Origin of the sequence: Arundinibacter roseus (assembly GCF_004348825.1) — a bacterium.
GTDB classification, from domain to species: Bacteria; Bacteroidota; Bacteroidia; order Cytophagales; family Spirosomataceae; genus Arundinibacter; species Arundinibacter roseus.
This window is the reverse complement of record NZ_SMJU01000010.1, coordinates 213,216-230,645: the sequence shown is the minus strand read 5'-3', so window position 1 is coordinate 230,645 and position 17,430 is coordinate 213,216. Positions and strand designations below refer to the sequence as shown.

The window sequence follows — 17,430 nt, the reverse complement described above, 5'->3', positions numbered from 1 at the left end:
AAACTACATATCATGCGCCAGATGAAGGCGTTCTTCTACCTTCTCCCAGGTATAAGCTTGCCTGATTTCTTCCTTAAATGTAAATGTATTTCGCTTTTGTAACAGCTGTTGGGCTAGAATTTGGTAGTTCGTTACTTCATATGAAGGAATCACGTGTCCAAGTTGCAACTCCGTTACAAATGCCGATACCTTTACTTCCGCATTTATAATTACGGGCGTACAGGTCTGAATGGCATCGTAGATTTTATTTGGGCTGGCGTTAATATTATTATCGTTTATGGGCGCATATACACATAAAATGTAATCGGCAACCTGAGCAGCTTTGTTGAGCGCTTCTGCCTGAGGTATCACTCCTAACCACCGCACGCGCGGGTGCTGCGTAAGTTCACGCGAGGCGTCGTCGGTGAGCCAGCCAGCCATCCATACGGTCAGTGCCGGATCAGCAGCAAGGAGTCCTGCGATGGTTTGCGTGCCTCGCAATTCACCCAACCAGCCAAAATACATGACCCTAAGTCCGGCAGAGCGTTCTTTTAGAGGAAGTTGAGCCAGTCGGTATGGGTAATTCGGGACAATGCGGGCGTTTTTTTTTAGAAAATCAGGAAGAAGTTCAAGCCTGTTTTCGTCAGTCACGAGTGCCTGATGCAGGGGTGCATACACGATTTTTTTCAGCCAGGCCAATTGATTTCCGGGCCGATTCTTTCGCAGGAAAATAGAGTCGAAGATATCAAGTACAACCCGCTTTTGAAACCATAAAAATGGCCAAAAAATGATCAGTTGCGGTTCATTTATTACATGTACTGAGTGGTAGCGGCGACTGACAAGTAAATAAATGCCAGTAACAATATAGCGTAGCAAAGTCGAAACAGCCTTCCGAGAGCCTTCCACGAAGACCAGCTTTTCTACATGGATTTCGGCATAGCACTGCGACCGCTCTCCCAACGCCAGCAGGGTTACGGATGCTTTTTGACTCAGCGTGCGCAGCTCCTTGTTTACCCGCATATCGCTGCCATCATTAAAAGAAAGATATAGGATGGACGGCTTCATGAATCAGCGGGATTTGTGTCAGACCATGACTTGGGGAAAAAAGGCAGGATGACTTCAATCAATGCCCAAATCAGTAGCAGGTAGTTGCCGTACATATAGGCCTGAATGGGTGGATAGTAGGGCGCAAAGCCAATGACGGTAATAGTGCTTGCTGCAAGTAGCCAATATTTTCTTTTATATAGTAGAAATACAAAATATAAGAACCCTGTGGCAGCCAAAAAATAGTTAAGCCAATCAGGAGCTTTGTTTATATATCCTAAACTAAATGCACCAAAAAAATACACGACACTATTTTTTATAAGTAGAAAAGGATGCTGTTTCCACGCTGAAAGATAGGCCTGACGAGTAAGCATATGGTAGGTGTTTTGGACCTTGGGTTCAAAGTAATTTCCTCCCGTTGATGCGTTGAGTAGCTTGCCCGTGTTTTCCTCAAAAAGTGCATAACCCGACTCATCACTTAGTTTTATGCCAGTCGGATTTGAGTATCCGCCTATACCAACATACATGGTGTGCCAGGGGTTTTTTTGATTGGGAACATAAAGGAATGTTACCGTTGTAATAAAAAATATCGTATATCCCAAAGCTCTTGCTTTTGGCCCAAACCGATACAGAACAAGCAGGCAGAACAGGCAAATAAAAAGGGTCGTAGGCCGGGCTAGTAAAACCAAAGGGAGGGTCAGGAAAAGAACTGCCCAGCCGAATTTTGCCCGAATGCCCAAGGCCCCGAATAGTAGCCAAAAGGACGGAATTGCCTGCCAGAAGTAATAGTGATTGAATATGACGAATCTCAGAATCAGTGGATTGAGTGCATAGAACCCAAAGAATAACATTCTGAATCCCATCGGTAGTCCTGGTGCTGTAAATACACAGATACAAAGAAGGCTGTGCACGAGACATTGCAGCAGTATTATCGCCAGCTGATTTCCCGCCCAGGGGAAAAGTAGTGTGGCCGCTTTGATCAGGTATGGGTAGCCAATTGGGTCGTAGATATAGGGCTGAGTATTTGTGCTTTGCGCAAAATGATAGGCATCTTCCTGCACCACATTGTCCAAGGATTTGAATCTTAAAACATCTTCCAGATCAATCAAAAACGTCCGTTCACCGGGTTGGAGATGTTGGGCTGCTGACAGAAACGGGCCCATCCAATTGGTACTCATGCGCTGACTTCGCCAGAAAAAAAACGATGCGTATATGGCGCCGGCCAATAGGAAAATGGCCACGACATACATCAGAACGTTTCGTTGGGAAGCTATAAAAGAAGACATTTTGTTCATAGAAAAGAGGGTGCCTGGCTTAAAAATGATACAATGCGCTGACTGGCAAAGCCATCGCCATAGGGGTTGACCGGCACGGTAGCTAAGTGGTTTTGCCACATCTGCTGTACGGCGGCCACAATGCGCTCTCGATGAGCCCCTACCAGCTGCACCGTTCCCGCTTCCACCGCTTCGGGGCGCTCTGTGGTATCACGCATGACCAGCACCGGTTTGCCCAGCGAAGGGGCCTCTTCCTGTACACCTCCTGAATCTGTGAGGATAAGCCAGCTATGTTTCATGGCAAAAATAAAATCCGGATACTCGAACGGTGCGGTCAAATATACGTTGGGAATTTCGGTCAGCCGGGCCTGTACAGGCTGCTGCACGTTTGGATTGAGGTGTACGGGATACACAATGGCAAGTTCTGGATAGGTAGTAGCCAGCACCCGAATAGCTTCGGTAATCTGTTCAAAGCCCTCCCCGAAATTTTCCCGGCGGTGACCAGTTACAAGCAGCACACGACGGTCCAGAGTAAATGCTTCCTGAACGGCTTTGGGGACTTTCAAAGAGAAGCCCCGTACTTTATTGGTAGCCCATAGCAACGCATCAATCACCGTGTTGCCGGTCTGGACAATGCGGTCGGCGCTTACCCCTTCTTTGAGCAGATTGTCTACGTTACGTTGGGTAGGGGCAAAGTACGCCGTTGCCAGGCGGTCGACGAGCAGGCGGTTGGCTTCTTCGGGAAACGGCGCCTGCAAGTTTCCTGTTCGCAGGCCTGCTTCTACGTGGCCTACCTTGATACCTGCATAAAAAGCTGCCAAAGTCGCTGCCAAACAAGTTGTTGTATCACCGTGGACCAGTACCCAATCGGGCTGAAAATCTGCTAAAACTTGCCGCATGCCTTGTAAAATCCGGCAGGTGATATCGGTCAAATCCTGACCGGGCTGCATAATGTCAAGATCAAAGTCCGCTTCTATTTCAAAAAAATCCATGACCTGCGCCAGCATTTGCCGATGCTGCCCGGTTGAGCATAGTTTATGTTCAAATTCCGGTGTTTGGTTAAGGAGTCGGATGAGGGGAGCCATTTTGATGGCTTCGGGGCGCGTGCCGATGACGGTTAGTATTTTCATGAAAAGAGAAGGGCAAAATGTTCCCAGCGGTGGTTCGACAAAACGCCAAAGTTACGCTTTCCGATGGTTTTCAGCTCCTGATCTGTGGCGTTTATTAACCCCGTAATTTTTTCCGGCAGCTCGTCCGCGGAAGAAAACAGCCATTGGCTTTGCCCGGCGAGGCGTTCGGTTACAGCGCCTGCGGCGGGTGCGATGATGGGTTTGGCAAATCCCATTGCCATAATAACCGAGCCCGAATTTTCTATTTTTTTAAAGGGCAGCACGACTACATCAGCTGCCTGGAAAAAGTACTGCAATTCGTCTGTTTCAATAAATCGATCTACCAACATGATGGAAGGAATCAGCTCATTTCGAATTTCTTCGACATACGTTGAATCCATACCTTTGCCCGCAATGAGCAGGAATGTATTGGGGGTATCCAGTTTTTTCATATGCCTGACGAGTTCAAGCACACCTTTATAAGGTTTTATAAGCCCAAGATAGAGCATAATTCGGGCCTGAGCCGGTAGGTTCAGGTAGGTTCGTGCTTGCTCTTGCGTAATCGTATCGGGATAGACAGCCGTGTAGTCGCCTTCGGGAACTACACGAAATCGAGTGTCTGAAATTCGTAATTCCTCGGCGGCTTCGGCAATGGTACTAGTGGCAAACACGCGGATCCACTCGCAGCGTCGGGCCAGAAATCGCTGGCAAAACCGATGAACAGCCAATTGGTGCGTCATATCGTGTGGGACTATATTGTGAAGCGTCCATACGATCTTTACACCTAGAAGACGAGTCAGAAAGATTTGGGCGCAAAACGTGAAAACACTCAAATAGGTAAGAATCGAAAATCTCCTGAAATAGTACGAGATGATCCAGTCAAAATGCAGGTAGTCAGGCCGATGTTTCAGGACTGTACGGCCAATGCCCCAAAACTTGTCGTGTATGCCACTAAATGCGTGGAGCCGTTCTTCATGATTGAGCCCCTCAATCATCAACCGTTGATACGGATTTTGAGGCCCAGCCACGGGCAGGCAGGCGATTGTTGTTTTGGTTGCTATCGAAACCATGGCTGATGATTGAGGGTATATTGCAATCGACTCGTCCGTTGACCAACAACTTTGGCAGGAACACCCGCGACAATGGTCATAGGCGGCACATTTTTGGTAACCACACTGCCCGTCGCCACTACTGCACCCCGGCCAATCCGTACTCCGGGCAAAATAGTAACGCGGGAGGCAATCCACACGTATTCTTCAATGTACACATCAGCACCTTTGGTGGCATGGTAATCGTGCTGCGGATCGTGGGATAAGGTCCATATGTTAACTTCCTGAGCAACATCCACGTTATTTTCCAGTGTTAGCCTCCCTCCGCGTCCGTCGAGCAGCACCTTTTTATTAATAATGCAATTGTCTCCGATGGAAATATTTTTGCCGTACCGAGTTTCAATCTCCATGGCAATAAAGCAGTTTTGCCCAAGTTTTGCCAGCGTTTTTTTTATAAAAAATAGCCTGAACAGATAAAATGGTACACGCATGATCCATTCCCGGTAGAGGTAATCATTGAATGCCTGCCAGGCGATGTAAAAATGGGTAAGCCGTTTTTTCATAATCCTTCAATTAGATTCTCCGTAAAACCAGCAAAAGATTGCAAGGCATACTTCTGTTGGATCGTCTTATTTAATTCGCGATAGCTGGGATCATCCGGCGCTTGTAAAACTTCTGCCAAATGTGCTTCCGAACGAATAGCATTTTGGGGTGCTTCCTGGATCAAGTGCCGATCGTTTTGATATTGATGAATAAAGTTATACAAACTTAATCCCTCTTTGCTTGTATAGCCAAAATCAATAATAAATGAAGGGGTTTCTGTAAAACATGCTTCCAGGCCCATCGTTGTGCCAAGGTGAAAAAATGCCTCGGCTTGCTGAATGGTAGTATATTTTTTTTGAATATTATCCTCCTGTACCGACGCATCCTGCATGCGAAAAGCATCGTCAAATACGACATTGGGAAGCTTCCGAAGGGCTTCGTAAAGCTCCCAATTAGCTAATACCGGATACGGCCTAATCAGCAACATCCAGTTGGGCTGTACTCTGAGCAAAACTTTCGAAAGTAGTTCAATCAGACGAAGTTCGTGAGGTACGAGCTCAGATATTCCGATAGCGCAACCAAAATAGATATACCGAAAGGGCAAAGCTCTTTGGGTCAATTTGGGAAGGTGCAAGTACTCGTGTATGTAGCCAAACTGACTGGCGCCCGTAACCTTAACCTGTTTTTGGGAAATTTTTTGCAACGAAATTACATCTTCCCTAATCCCCTCAGACCAGCACGCATAGGTAGCGCGTTGAGAAAAACAGGTATGCTTGCAGGGATGATCCCAGCTGTATACATATACTCGTACAGATTTTTTCTCGTTCAAGAGCCGAGCCAGCAGGTAATCATCTGCAAGGGCGGTAAAACAAATAAATCGCTCAATGTCATTTAGTTGTGTTCCTGCCTGATACCGTAGCCTACGAAGATAGAAATCGTAGGAAATAAACTTAGGTAGTTTTTGTGACCAGCGTAGCAGCGTCATTGCTTTTGCTTTGGCCGTAGCGTTTGGTTGATTGCTTGCCTTAAAAAGTTCCATCAAAAAGAAGTTGGATCGGCTGCGGGGAAGACGTCTAAAAAGCAGGTACAAGCGCTCCCAAAGTGCATTCCAAACGCCAGTGTTTTTTTCCTGAATACATCGAAACTCCACGCCTGATGGTAAATGCCGACGAATAGCATCCTCATGCTCGGGCCGGCCCAAAAGGACTACCTCATGCTGCCGGGCAGCCTCCGTAATAACCCGACGGACATCGTTGCGGAAGTCAAAAAACGAGACAACAAAGGCGATTTTCATAGATTTTGTAGTAAGTGAAGCCATTTGGGTGCCTGAACCCTTGCCTCAAATTGTTCAAGGACCCGTGCCCGTCCTTGCTTGCCTGCGGTTTTTCGACGGTCTTGGCTTTCCAGAAAGTAACGAATGCCCTCGGCCAGGCCTTCCGAACTTTGATCTTTGACCAGATAGCCCGTTTGTTGGTCTATTACTTCGCGCACACCCGCAACATCCATAGCCACTACGGGTATTTCTTTTAAGAGCGCTTCCAGCACCACCAACGGAAACGCTTCCATGCGTGATGGCAAAACAAATATATCCAAATGCCCATAAAAATCGCTTACCTGCGGAGTGTAGGGCAAAAACCGAAAGTGTTCAGATAGATTTTTACGAGCAATGGATTTTTGTATAGACCGAAAAAATGGTTGCCTTTGCAGTTCGTCGGGGTAGCCTCCGAGCCACAAAAATAAACAAGGTTGCTCGGGCCGTAGCTGTTGGATTTCAGCACAGGCATTTACCAATAGATCAACCCCTTTGCGATAAATAACCGATCCTGCAGCCCCGACAAGAATCGCATTTTCAGGTATATTATGTGCCGCTCGAAAAGAAGTGCCAGGGTTGTGGTCTTCAAGCCGGACAGCGTCTACGGTTTCATAAATGAGTCGGATTTTGTCTTTTTGCAAACCATATACATCCTGATAAAATTCAGAAACTGCCTGCGCCGGACTAATGACAAGTTCTGCTTTATTCACTAATGTTTCTATCCAGGCAGGGCGCATACGTTGCGTGACTACGAAGCCCATTTCATGGATATGGACGACAAATCGGCGGCCTGATTGTACGGCGGCACTACTAAATTCATTTTCGTTGACGGTGTTCAGATAGACAAAATCAGGGTTGAGTTTTTTAATTAAATATCGACCGTATCTATTCTTTAACCACTCAAAAGTTGATAGAAAAAAGCGCCTCATGATGCGCCTGACCAACGGTTTTTCGTCAAGAGGGAATGTGTAAATCTTACCAAAACGCTGAAAATTTGTATGTGTAACACCTCGCTGATAGCTTAAAAAATGGAAATCAAAACCTTCCAAAGACAAAACTGAAAGCAGATTGAATATCGACTGTGTGTCGCCACCACTTCCGGTATGAGCCAAAATTACCAGGACTTTACGAGGTTTTGCTTTCATGGGTGTAGCAGTAAATTCTGCCATTTTTGGGTAAATTGTTCATCACTAAATTCCTGGAAAATAGAATCTTGTGCAGCCTTTCCCAACGTTTTCAGGAATTCAGGTTGCTCCGAAAGCTGACGAAGACAGACGACCATTTCCTGCACAATCTGTTCTTCATCCTCATGGTTTTCGATCAGGCAGCCATTTCGTAGGTGAAGTACATGGTAGCCGATTCCACCCACTCGTGTGGTCACAGGGACCGCCCCGTGCGCCATACCTTCCATAAGTACCAGCGGGAGGCCCTCACGACGGGAAGTAAGAAGAATTACGTGATGGGATTTATAAAGTTCGGTAAGCTGCGCAGGAGCAGTAATTTCTCCTGCAAAATCGATATATGGGCGATGTTTTTCTGCTACCGAGTCTGCCACTCTGCCCCCTACAAGTGTGAACTGAATCGCATCGTTACGGAGAATGTGGGCAATTTTACCAATCAAACCAATACGTTTTTCCGGGCTGTTTCGCCCTACAAACAAGACTTTAAGGGGCGGAACAGCGTACACTTTGTGCTGAATATTCCATCGAGGAAAACCAACTTTGTTGTGCACAACTTCTATGTGATCCAGCCATTTTTGATCTGTTATTCCGGCTTGTTGATACAGTTTTTGGTAATCCAGTTTTACATTTTCGTGAATAACAATTCGCTTGGTGAGGCGATTCAAATACGGCAGACTTCGGACCTCCACGGGGTTCATAGCCTCGGGGACAAACGAATGGGTAAGATCAATGATTTTTACATGGTCAGGCAAAAAAGGGATAAGGTCGAATAAGAGGGTGGCATTGGCACCGAATACGACAGGGTTAGACGAACGGCTAATAGCATTTGCCAAAAGTCTTAATAGTAAAGGTTTGAATCTTGATCTTTCCAGAGAATGAACTTCAAAGCAGGAACTATGCTTGTAAAAGAAGTCTTTATAAGTATTTGATTTTGAGTTTTTTGTTAAAAAAATAACTAATTGATTCTTAGTTAAATCAGAGCTGATACTTTGAATTATGTCTGCATGCACTCGTTCAGAACCGCCGGTTTGGTAGAATGGGAAAAAGCAAAAGAGACGGATTTTATTCCCTAGTCTTTTTACTTGAATATATAGAAGAACAAGAGCCGGGATCAAGAAAATGTGATGGATTATTGCCTTGATTTTTTTCATGATGCCTTCGGTTTATCGGTTCCTGAAGAAAAGAGCGAACGAATGAATAACCGTTTTATTCTACTCATAAAGGTCTCAAATGGGCCGCATTTAACCTGCTTGATCCGTTGGTTTACCAACCTTTTTTGATGCGTATTCAGCAAATTAACTTCCTGATTCCATGCCAGGAGATCTTTATAGACCTCTTTAATTTTTTTTTTCTGAATCTCCACAGAATCACCTTTTCGAATACTTGTCTGTGGCGTATCACGATAAAGCACCATTGGCTGCAAAAGGTATCCAAAGTCGTGGGTAGAGGCAATTCTTAACCATAAGGCGTAGTCTTCCACTGCTTTTAGTGATGACTGTTCAGGGAAGCCAAAAGCCGGTTTCAGAAGGGTTTTATGCAAAATCACACTGCTACAAATCACAAAATTGATTTGTAGAAGGGTTTCAAAAGTCAAAGTTTCTGAAAGCCCCTTTATGCATTGTTCCGGTCCATGAAATATTGAGTATGCGCCGTCTGCAAGTACTCTGAATCCGTTGCTGCAAACAGCTAAAAACTTATTTTCCTTTGCAAAGGTAAGTTGGGTGGCTAGTTTTTCGGGTGCCCAGGCATCGTCACTATCCAAAAATGCAAGCCATTCACTGGTACTTATCGCCACTCCACGGTTGCGGGGCGTAGCCGGACCGCCAGAACGATTACCCGGTATCCACACAATGCGTGGATCGGAAATTGCTGCCACTACTTTTTCTGAATCGTCCGTTGAACCATCGTCACAAATCAAAATCTCCGAAACCTCGATGGTTTGCGCCAACACGCTTCTGATGCATTTTTCTAATGTATCGGCTCGGTTCCAGGTCGGTATTATTACGCTAATCGAATCCATGAAGCAGGCAGAAGATCGTCAGTAAATTCTTGAGCAGAGTGGTCTGCAAACCATATTTTCGGTGCAATTACTATTTTTTTAGGTGATGGATTTAGCCAGGCACCCCACCAGCTATACGTACTATTGGCCAGAATGTGATGCTTGCACAGGTGCATTAGCGATAGGTCAGTATGAGCAGAAACCGGATTAGCATGATCGACGAATGTAAGGGGAACCGACGCCTTGAGCTTATTTTTTGCCCAGTCTATTTCATCAGAAAAAACATAAATGTGTGGATTCGTGATTTTCGACTGAATATAGTCAATAGCGTTTGAGTAATAATCAAGAGAACAGATGCCATGAAACTGAGCCGCAGCTGGAAGGCTGATGTAATCTCCTCGCCGAATGTGAAGGCTAACGGCTTGCGTACTCATGATTTGTTCTGCGTAAGTAGGTGCTTCGGAGTAATCAAGGAGTATCTCCCTTAGCAAGATCGGGCGAATAGATAGAAAGTATCTTTCTGATTGAAAAAAGCCTTTTAAATAGGTATTTGATGTGGTTTTTTCAAAAATTTCACTGGTATAATTAGATTTATTTTCAGCGTATATTCTCGCAGATCGAAGCCTGCGAAGAAATTTCCCGGCTATTTTTGTATTTGCAAGCATTTCGTATGAAATCTGATCCAACAAAGAAGGTTTTCTAAATGCAATTCCAACGTTATTGAGTTCATACTGCCGGGGTGTATGGATGTTTTGAAGAGATGAAGTAGCGAAAAATTGTCCGTCAAAAGCCACTTCTGTTTGGTGCACCATGGCTACTGCCTTAGCTGTAGCGTACTGAAACAGTTGATTTCCAAGACCTCCCTGTAATTTTACGACTATCATTTTTCTTTACTAAACCAGAAGCAGCCACAGCCGTAGCTATCGTCAGTTGTGAATGTTTGAACGTCTGCATCTCGTAGCAGTCCGCCTTGTTTCTCAGGAATGTATGTAAACTCGCGAAGCGTGAGCCCTAATTCACTGAATTGTGTAACTACCTGCAAAGCTGTGTAAATTCGATGAGCATTAAAACATAGCTTACTATTACGGCCGATGGCGGCAGTACACATCACCGAATTCGGTGTCATTAAATGCTTTACTTTGGACAAAAGTTTTCATTTCAGAAGGCGATAACCAGCGTTCATTGGCGAAACTCATGGATTCTCCCACGCTGAAATTATACTCGCAATCTGCGCTTATGATTTCCAATTGCTGCATACATGCCAAAACTTTTGCTGTTTGCTCCGGAACCATGTACTCAAAACTAATCATATTGACAGGCGATGAAAGTCCTTTGAGTACTTCCAGTTCATAGCCTTCTACGTCAATTTTTATAAATCGAGGAGTGCCAAACGTTTCAATGAGGGCATCAAGTGTTGTCATCTCAACTTCAATGGGAGGGCTCCACTGATGCTGTTTGAACCGGCCATTTTTTACTTTTTCTATAAATTCGACTGAAAATGAAGAAATTGTGTGTGCATCTGCCACAAAAAACTCCTTTGTCTCTTCCTTTTCGCCTAAGCCTTTTTTTACGAGTTCGATTCTATTTCCAAATTTTTTCAAGAGTTCTGTGTAGCAAAATTCCTGCGGTTCTACGGCTACAACACGTGCTCCAAGGGCAAGCAGGGGCTCGATTCGGTTGCCAAGATTGGCTCCTACATCAAAACATAAATCTCCCTTTTGTACAAATGAAGCATAGAATCTCTTTCTTTTGAGAAAATCCTGTTTTTCAATGTCTTTACTTTTACCAAATATTCTTTTTTTCCAGATGTGTAAACGAAGGTAAAGCGTTTTGCCAACGAGTGTATGAATCAGTGATTTCATTTACTTAATCAGTTTTTTGTAGAGATTAAAACAAGTTACTTTACCTGAGTACACAGTGTTTCCAGCTGATTCAAAAGCAACCCGCTCTTCGTATTTATGATTGATGCCGTTTGCTGTGGGGAAGGAACATCTGATATATGAAGAGCTACGGTTTGACTTATATATTGAAAAGTCCGCAGGTACGAGGACAGACCAATGTCGAGGTAGTAAATGCCGGGAGCGTAGGCAAGATCTGTATTTTGGAAAATGATCTCATATTCGCCGGCTCTAATATCCTGAGGCTTACTCCATGTAGTTTGCAGTGGCATGCCAAGGGATGTGTTAATTCCCATGCCAGCTACAAAATGAGGAATAGTTTTTTGCACTTTGAACCGAATCCGAACCTGCCAGGGATCCCAAAGGGGTATTTCAGGGAGTAAAGTGCCTGCTAAGTCCTCAATAGTGACTCTTATTACATATCCTGGGCACTCTTCCAGATTTGCAGGCGGCTGAAATAAAAAGGATGCGCCGGCACTTTTATTTATTGAAAGATAGGTATCAAGTACTTTGCTAAGCTCGCCTTGTTGGTGGAGTTGCCCATTATTAAGCAACATTCCCCGACTGCAAAGTTTCTGAATGGCGTCCATATTATGACTTACAAACAGCACGGTTCGCCCATCCTTCTCGCTAACATCCTTCATCTTGCCCAGGCACTTTTTCTGAAATTCGGCATCGCCTACGGCTAATACTTCATCAATTACAAGGATTTCCGGTTCAAGGTGCGCGGCTACGGCGAAGGCGAGCCGTACGTACATGCCGGAGGAATAGCGTTTTACGGGTGTATCAAGGTACCGTTCTACACCGGCAAAGTCTACGATTTCGTCCAGTTTAGCGCGAATTTCGTTTTTCTTCATGCCCATGATCGCGCCGTTGAGGAAGATGTTCTCACGACCTGTCAGTTCGGGATGAAAGCCCGTACCCACTTCGAGCAGGGACGCCATGCGGCCTTTGACCCGAATCCGCCCGGAGGTAGGCTTCGTTACCCGCGATAGAAGTTTAAGTAGAGTAGATTTACCAGCGCCATTTCTGCCAATAATACCAAGTATTTCTCCCTGTTTTACATCGAATGAAATATCCTGTAAAGCCCACACATAGTCACTACTGCCTTTTGTACTTCGGTCGTTAGTTTGCCCGATTTTCCGAAAAGGATCTTCCTTGCCACGTACACCGGCCCACCAACGATGAAGATCACGGCTTAAAGTTCCGGTAGATATTTCACCGAGTTGATAAAGTTTAGAGATATTTTCGACGCGAATGACTGTATCTGACATAATTTTAGACGGTATCCATGAAGGTTTTTTCGACTCGATTGAACACCAGAATGCTGAGAAACAGGCAAATTACCATAAAGATCAAACTATATCCCAATCCGAACCAGGAAAAATACCCTTGCCCCAGAAACGAATATTTGAAAGCTTCTATGACACTCGTGATCGGGTTGGCCAGCAAAAGCAGTCGGTATTTGTCGGGCACTATTTCGAGCGGATATACAATTGGCGTGCCATACATAAGCAGTTGTACGCCAAATTGAATCAGAAAACGAAGGTCACGGTATTTGGTAGTAAGTGAAGAAATGAGCACCCCAAAACTAAAACCCAAACCCGACATCAGAAGTAAATAGACAGGAAAAAGTGCTAATGTTCCGTTAGGTTGAATCGGACTCTCGGCTTGTAGCAGGAAATAAACCCACGCAACCAAAAACAGAGCAAGTTGGATGAAAAACTTAAAAAGATTGGAAATGACAATTGAAATTGGAATGGCAAGGCGTGGAAAGTAGACTTTACCAAAGAGGTTTTGATTGAGTATAAACGTATCCGATGTTTTCATGAGGCATTCCTGAAAATAATTCCAAAGGGTAATACCTGCCAGATAAAACAAGATTTTGGGAACACCACCCGTTGAAATACCGGCAATATTTCCAAAAATAATGACGTAGGTAAGCGTCGTCAGAATGGGCTGTATAAAAAACCAAATGGGCCCAAGAATCGTTTGTTTATAGGTTGACACTATATCGCGCCTTACAAACAGGAGGATTAGATCGCGATAGTGCCAAAGTTCACGCCAGTTGAGTTCAAAGAAACTCGATTCGGGTTGTATTTCAAGATCCCATTGGTCGGTTTGTTTCGATAGACTCATAACTTTTCGATTATCCTTTCCGCAAATTCCCGTACGCAGCCTTCCCCACCTTTTTTATACAGAAGCATGATTCCCGGCACATTTTTTACAGCCTCTACGGCATCAGCCGGACAAGCTGCCAAACCTGCTTTTTCCAGTAGGCTAATGCAGTTCAGGTCGTCGCCGATGTAGGCTACCTGTTGAATGGTAAGGCCTTCTTTCTCACAAATTTCCAGCGCTGCGGCTAGTTTACCGCCATCGCGTTGGCCCTGATAGAGGTAGTCTGCCTTGATCTTGGCTGCTCTTCGGGCTACCATCTGCGTATTTTCAGACGTAATAATTCCCGTTTTGATACCTGCTTTGCGTAATATTTCAAACGCCATGCCGTCGCGGGTGTTGAATTTCTTGAATTCATCGCCGCTTTCGGTGTAGTACATGCCGCCGTCGGTAAGTACGCCGTCCACGTCGGTCAGGAAAAGTTTGATTTCTACCATGCTGTCCATCCTCCATCTACGGTAAGTATTGAACCCGTCATATAGCTCGATGCGTCCGAGGCCAGAAACGTAAACGGGCCGATGAGTTCTTCGCGTGTACACATGCGCCCCATGGGTGAAAGTTTAGCGAAGTTTGCCAAAAATGCCTCATCATGATTGTTATAGATGGCATGCGGCACAATGGCATTACACCGAATGCCGTCTTTGGCATAAAAAGTAGCAACATAACGCGTAAAATTCGGAACAAACGACTTGGAGGCAATGTAGTCAATGGGCTTAAACTGCTTGATTCCCTCGCCAAAATCATATAGACTTTGGTTGGGCGCAACAACGGAATATGTAGAAGCTACATTAATGATATGTCCGCTCTTTTGGGTTAACATCTGCCGGCAGGCGTGTTGCGTCATGCGCACCGTTCCGGTCAGGTTTACATCAACGGATTGTTGCAGCAGTTCGGGAGGATAATTTTCAAATCGGCTGGGATTGATACTTCCTGCGTGTTCTTTGTCAAATTTAGCATCAATTGCGGCATTATTGATCAATACATCCAACGAGCCGAAGGCAGCTACCGTGGCCGCTACGACCTGCTCGCAGCTGGTTTCGTCTGTAATATCAAGCGCATGTATCAGGAATTGACTTTGAGAAAACTGAGCGGAAAGTTCTTCCTGTAAAGAAGTCATTCTATCCTGTTTCAAATCGGCGAGTACCACACGGGCGCCTTGCTGTAAAAAAGCCTCCGAAATGGTTTTTCCGATCAGGCCAAAGGCTCCGGTAACAAGGATGACTTTATTGGCAACTGAAAGGGAGGGATGAATGGATGGTTGTGCGTGCATGATTTAAAATAATACCAGGGTGTCAAGAGCAAATCTTTATGATAACCTCTGATTCGTCGAGCGCTTTGACAGAATTTTCAGCGAAATTACCTGTATTTATCCGTTGAAAAAAATCTTTTGTTTGTGCTTCAAAAAGTTGGTTTCGATCAAAATCCGGCAGTTTCCACTCCGTGGATTCAGTGCCGGGGCCAAAGAACCAACCGCAGGATTTGAAATAGTCTATTTCAATAGAGCCTTTCTCCCACACAAAACGATAGGTACGACGGGGAAACCGTTCATGGAAATTGAGGTGGCAGTGCGCCGTGAGGCCACTGTCGTAAGCCAGCGAAATGTCCGAACCGGATTCTACGTCGAGTTCGAGCGGGGCACTAAAATTTTTCAACGTATTCCAGCTTTTTACCGCACTTCCGGCAATCCAATTGATCAGATCAATGTCGTGGCTAAGTGTAAGCGCTGCACCTCCGCCCAATTCTTTGCGTGCAGCATACGACTGACGATAGTCTTCCCAGGGATGCCAGTCGGGTAGGTATTCGCCCCAATACGATTGAGCGCTGAGCAGTCGGCCCCATTCGTTACTTTGGGTCAGTGATTTTATTTTTTGAAAAAAAGGATGATACCGCAGCATGTACGCAACCTGAATATAGGCTTGGTTACTCCTTACGATGTCCTTTAACTCATTGATTCCTTCGGTGGTATGTGAAAGTGGTTTTTCTACTAAAACCGGAATTTGCTTTTCGAGGCAAAGTTTTGTTTGAACCAGGTGCTGAGCCGTTGGCGTACAAATTATTGCCGCCTGAGGATTTATTTTATCCAATAAATCCAAATCGGTAAAAACCTGAATATGCTGAGAATCTATGATGCGTAATGGCAAGGCCCGCTGCCTGTATACCCACAAGTTGGAATACCCCAGTTTTTGCAGAATGCCCAAATGCCGCTCACCAATGGAACCTGCACCAAACACAACAACCGGGTTTTCGGGATCAATCATGGATTAGAATTTAATGCAGTCGTGCGTCGAAATGTACGCTTCGGCACGTTGGAAGCTAAATATATCGTCAATATCAATCGCCTGCTCGGGTTCAATGCGATAGGGAAATACGTTTGTTCCCGACATGCTGTTTTTTTCAAGAATTACCTCCGGACGAATCACGTCGAGGGTGCCTACCTGCCAGTAAATCGTAGGCAAATTCTGACGAGGTTCGTTATATGATTCAGGATGCCCGTCGAGCGTCAATAAAGGAGTCATCGCTTGTTCTTCCGTGGATGCCCGCCACATTTTGTAAGGCGTATTGGCCGCGCGCGTAATGATGCGGATGCTATCGGCTTCGGGGTAGGCAGCCATGCGTTCAATGCAGGTTTCAATATCTGCCACATAGCGAATGGGTGAAGTTGGCCGGAGTTGGGCGACCAATTCCGGCGAGTAGTTTTCGTTTTCTTTAAGCCAGGAAAGGGCGTGCAGAAATACATCGTAGTCGAGGCTTTGATCCTGCGCAAGTTCGGCAGGTCGCATAAATGGAATTTCGGCACCGTAGCTGCGGGCAATGTCCGCAATTGCCTCGGAGTCCGTAGAAACAATGACCCGTGAAATACTGGGAGAATCCAGCGCGGCTTTAATGCTGTACGCAATGAGCGGATGGCCCGCAAGTGGCAGGATGTTTTTATCGGGCAGACCTTTGCTACCGCCTCGGGCCGGAATGATAGCGAGAATATTTTTCAATGAACCCGGTATTTAAGTTTGTCGCGCTGTGCCTGTTCAATTTCCAGAATCTCCGTTGGCTTGTAGGTAAGTGCCTCGTATGTATGATGCAAATCACGCACAAGTTTTTGCAGGCCAGGCACTTCCAGAGAAGCCGCGTGATCAGTGCCGCGCCAGGTGCGGTCTTTGGTAAAATGGCGCTCAATCCAAACGGCCCCCAGCGTATAGGCCGCCAGGTCAATTGCTATTCCCAGATGATGTCCCGAAAAACCGATTTCCTTAACCCGATCCCCGTAGTTTTCCTGAATCCGTCGGATTTCCAGCAAACATATATCTTTGAACGGTACCGGATAGCCCGATGTACAATTATAGACCACAAGCCTGTTTTTGGCCTGATTGGTTTCTTCAAAGAATGCAACCAATTGCTCAATCTCGTCCAGGGTGGTCATGCCGGTAGACACATGCACGTCGCCCGCATACCCGTCACGTAGCAGTTTGAGCATCTCAAAATGGTTGTTGCAGGCCGAGGGGACCTTTACAAACTCGGGCGCCAGCTCAATGATTTCCTGAGCAGAAGTAACATCCCAAACCGATGTAGTATACCCTATACCAATGGATTCGGCATAGCGTTTCAGGTCGGCATGCTGTTCCTGGGAAAATTCGAGAAACTCCCGATGCGCCCCATAGGTCGCACCGTAAGCATTGTAGGGCACCGGATGCGGCGCTTCGTACTGTTCCGAGGTCAACAATTCCCTGGAATTGCGCTTCTGAAATTTGGCATAATCGGCCTTGCACTCTTTGGAGAGGAGGATTAATTCCTTCGCAATTTCAAACTGTCCCATATGGTTACAGCCGATTTCAGAAATTACTTTGGGCAATGTGTAAGTCATCGTGTGTGTTG

Annotated in this window: 19 protein-coding genes; all 19 read right to left on the bottom strand. The window is 45.5% G+C overall.

Annotated features, from left to right (window positions below):
• Positions 1 to 3 precede the first annotated feature (3 nt).
• The 19 genes from EZE20_RS17085 to EZE20_RS17000 all read right to left on the bottom strand — a co-directional run bounded on the left by EZE20_RS17085 (position 4) and on the right by EZE20_RS17000 (position 17,419).
• Positions 4 to 1,044, bottom strand: a complete 1,041-nt coding sequence (locus EZE20_RS17085) for a glycosyltransferase family protein (protein WP_132119880.1) — start codon at positions 1,042 to 1,044, stop codon at positions 4 to 6.
• Positions 1,041 to 2,309 carry a hypothetical protein gene (locus tag EZE20_RS17080; RefSeq protein WP_132119878.1) on the bottom strand — a complete coding sequence of 423 codons (1,269 nt, stop codon included), beginning with the start codon at positions 2,307 to 2,309 and terminating at the stop codon, positions 1,041 to 1,043. The genes EZE20_RS17085 and EZE20_RS17080 overlap by 4 nt, the downstream gene beginning before the upstream one ends.
• Positions 2,310 to 2,314: 5 nt before the next feature.
• The gene (wecB, locus tag EZE20_RS17075) at positions 2,315 to 3,427 is read right to left on the bottom strand and encodes a non-hydrolyzing UDP-N-acetylglucosamine 2-epimerase (protein WP_132119876.1); all 1,113 of its coding nucleotides are present in this window, start codon (positions 3,425 to 3,427) and stop codon (positions 2,315 to 2,317) included.
• A complete protein-coding gene (locus EZE20_RS17070; protein WP_132119874.1) occupies positions 3,424 to 4,476 on the bottom strand; it encodes a glycosyltransferase in 1,053 nt (350 codons plus the stop codon). The genes wecB and EZE20_RS17070 overlap by 4 nt, the downstream gene beginning before the upstream one ends.
• Positions 4,464 to 5,018: an acyltransferase gene (locus tag EZE20_RS17065; RefSeq protein ID WP_132119872.1), complete on the bottom strand. Its 555-nt coding sequence runs from the start codon at positions 5,016 to 5,018 to the stop codon at positions 4,464 to 4,466. The genes EZE20_RS17070 and EZE20_RS17065 overlap by 13 nt, the downstream gene beginning before the upstream one ends.
• Positions 5,015 to 6,292 (bottom strand): hypothetical protein, encoded by a 1,278-nt coding sequence (locus EZE20_RS17060; protein ID WP_132119870.1) that lies wholly within the window; start codon positions 6,290 to 6,292, stop codon positions 5,015 to 5,017. Before EZE20_RS17060 ends, EZE20_RS17065 begins: the two co-directional genes overlap by 4 nt.
• Positions 6,289 to 7,479, bottom strand: a complete 1,191-nt coding sequence (locus EZE20_RS17055; RefSeq protein WP_132119868.1) for a glycosyltransferase family 4 protein — start codon at positions 7,477 to 7,479, stop codon at positions 6,289 to 6,291. Before EZE20_RS17055 ends, EZE20_RS17060 begins: the two co-directional genes overlap by 4 nt.
• Entirely contained in the window at positions 7,452 to 8,324 is an 873-nt protein-coding gene (locus EZE20_RS17050; protein WP_165933502.1) for a glycosyltransferase family 4 protein, read from the bottom strand. The genes EZE20_RS17055 and EZE20_RS17050 overlap by 28 nt, the downstream gene beginning before the upstream one ends.
• 314 nt (positions 8,325 to 8,638) lie before the next feature.
• The gene (locus EZE20_RS17045) at positions 8,639 to 9,511 is read right to left on the bottom strand and encodes a glycosyltransferase family 2 protein (RefSeq protein WP_132119864.1); all 873 of its coding nucleotides are present in this window, start codon (positions 9,509 to 9,511) and stop codon (positions 8,639 to 8,641) included.
• The gene (locus EZE20_RS17040) at positions 9,493 to 10,374 is read right to left on the bottom strand and encodes an alpha-1,2-fucosyltransferase (protein ID WP_132119862.1); all 882 of its coding nucleotides are present in this window, start codon (positions 10,372 to 10,374) and stop codon (positions 9,493 to 9,495) included. Before EZE20_RS17040 ends, EZE20_RS17045 begins: the two co-directional genes overlap by 19 nt.
• Positions 10,371 to 10,532 (bottom strand): hypothetical protein, encoded by a 162-nt coding sequence (locus EZE20_RS24085; protein WP_165933501.1) that lies wholly within the window; start codon positions 10,530 to 10,532, stop codon positions 10,371 to 10,373. The genes EZE20_RS17040 and EZE20_RS24085 overlap by 4 nt, the downstream gene beginning before the upstream one ends.
• A 40-nt stretch (positions 10,533 to 10,572) precedes the next feature.
• On the bottom strand, positions 10,573 to 11,352 hold the full coding sequence (locus EZE20_RS17035; RefSeq protein WP_132119860.1) for an FkbM family methyltransferase: 780 nt from the start codon (positions 11,350 to 11,352) through the stop codon (positions 10,573 to 10,575).
• 35 nt (positions 11,353 to 11,387) lie between these two features.
• A complete protein-coding gene (locus EZE20_RS17030; RefSeq protein ID WP_132119858.1) occupies positions 11,388 to 12,662 on the bottom strand; it encodes an ABC transporter ATP-binding protein in 1,275 nt (424 codons plus the stop codon).
• A gap of 4 nt (positions 12,663 to 12,666) precedes the next feature.
• Positions 12,667 to 13,527, bottom strand: coding sequence for an ABC transporter permease (locus EZE20_RS17025; protein ID WP_132119856.1), 861 nt, complete (start codon positions 13,525 to 13,527; stop codon positions 12,667 to 12,669).
• A complete protein-coding gene (locus EZE20_RS17020; protein WP_228713835.1) occupies positions 13,524 to 14,009 on the bottom strand; it encodes a KdsC family phosphatase in 486 nt (161 codons plus the stop codon). The genes EZE20_RS17025 and EZE20_RS17020 overlap by 4 nt, the downstream gene beginning before the upstream one ends.
• Positions 13,994 to 14,833 (bottom strand): SDR family oxidoreductase, encoded by an 840-nt coding sequence (locus EZE20_RS17015; protein WP_132119855.1) that lies wholly within the window; start codon positions 14,831 to 14,833, stop codon positions 13,994 to 13,996. The genes EZE20_RS17020 and EZE20_RS17015 overlap by 16 nt, the downstream gene beginning before the upstream one ends.
• Positions 14,834 to 14,855: 22 nt before the next feature.
• Entirely contained in the window at positions 14,856 to 15,821 is a 966-nt protein-coding gene (locus EZE20_RS17010; RefSeq protein ID WP_132119853.1) for a Gfo/Idh/MocA family protein, read from the bottom strand.
• A gap of 3 nt (positions 15,822 to 15,824) precedes the next feature.
• A complete protein-coding gene (locus EZE20_RS17005) occupies positions 15,825 to 16,550 on the bottom strand; it encodes an acylneuraminate cytidylyltransferase family protein (RefSeq protein WP_199879913.1) in 726 nt (241 codons plus the stop codon).
• On the bottom strand, positions 16,547 to 17,419 hold the full coding sequence (locus EZE20_RS17000) for an N-acetylneuraminate synthase family protein (RefSeq protein ID WP_132119851.1): 873 nt from the start codon (positions 17,417 to 17,419) through the stop codon (positions 16,547 to 16,549). The genes EZE20_RS17005 and EZE20_RS17000 overlap by 4 nt, the downstream gene beginning before the upstream one ends.
• Positions 17,420 to 17,430: the final 11 nt, after the last annotated feature.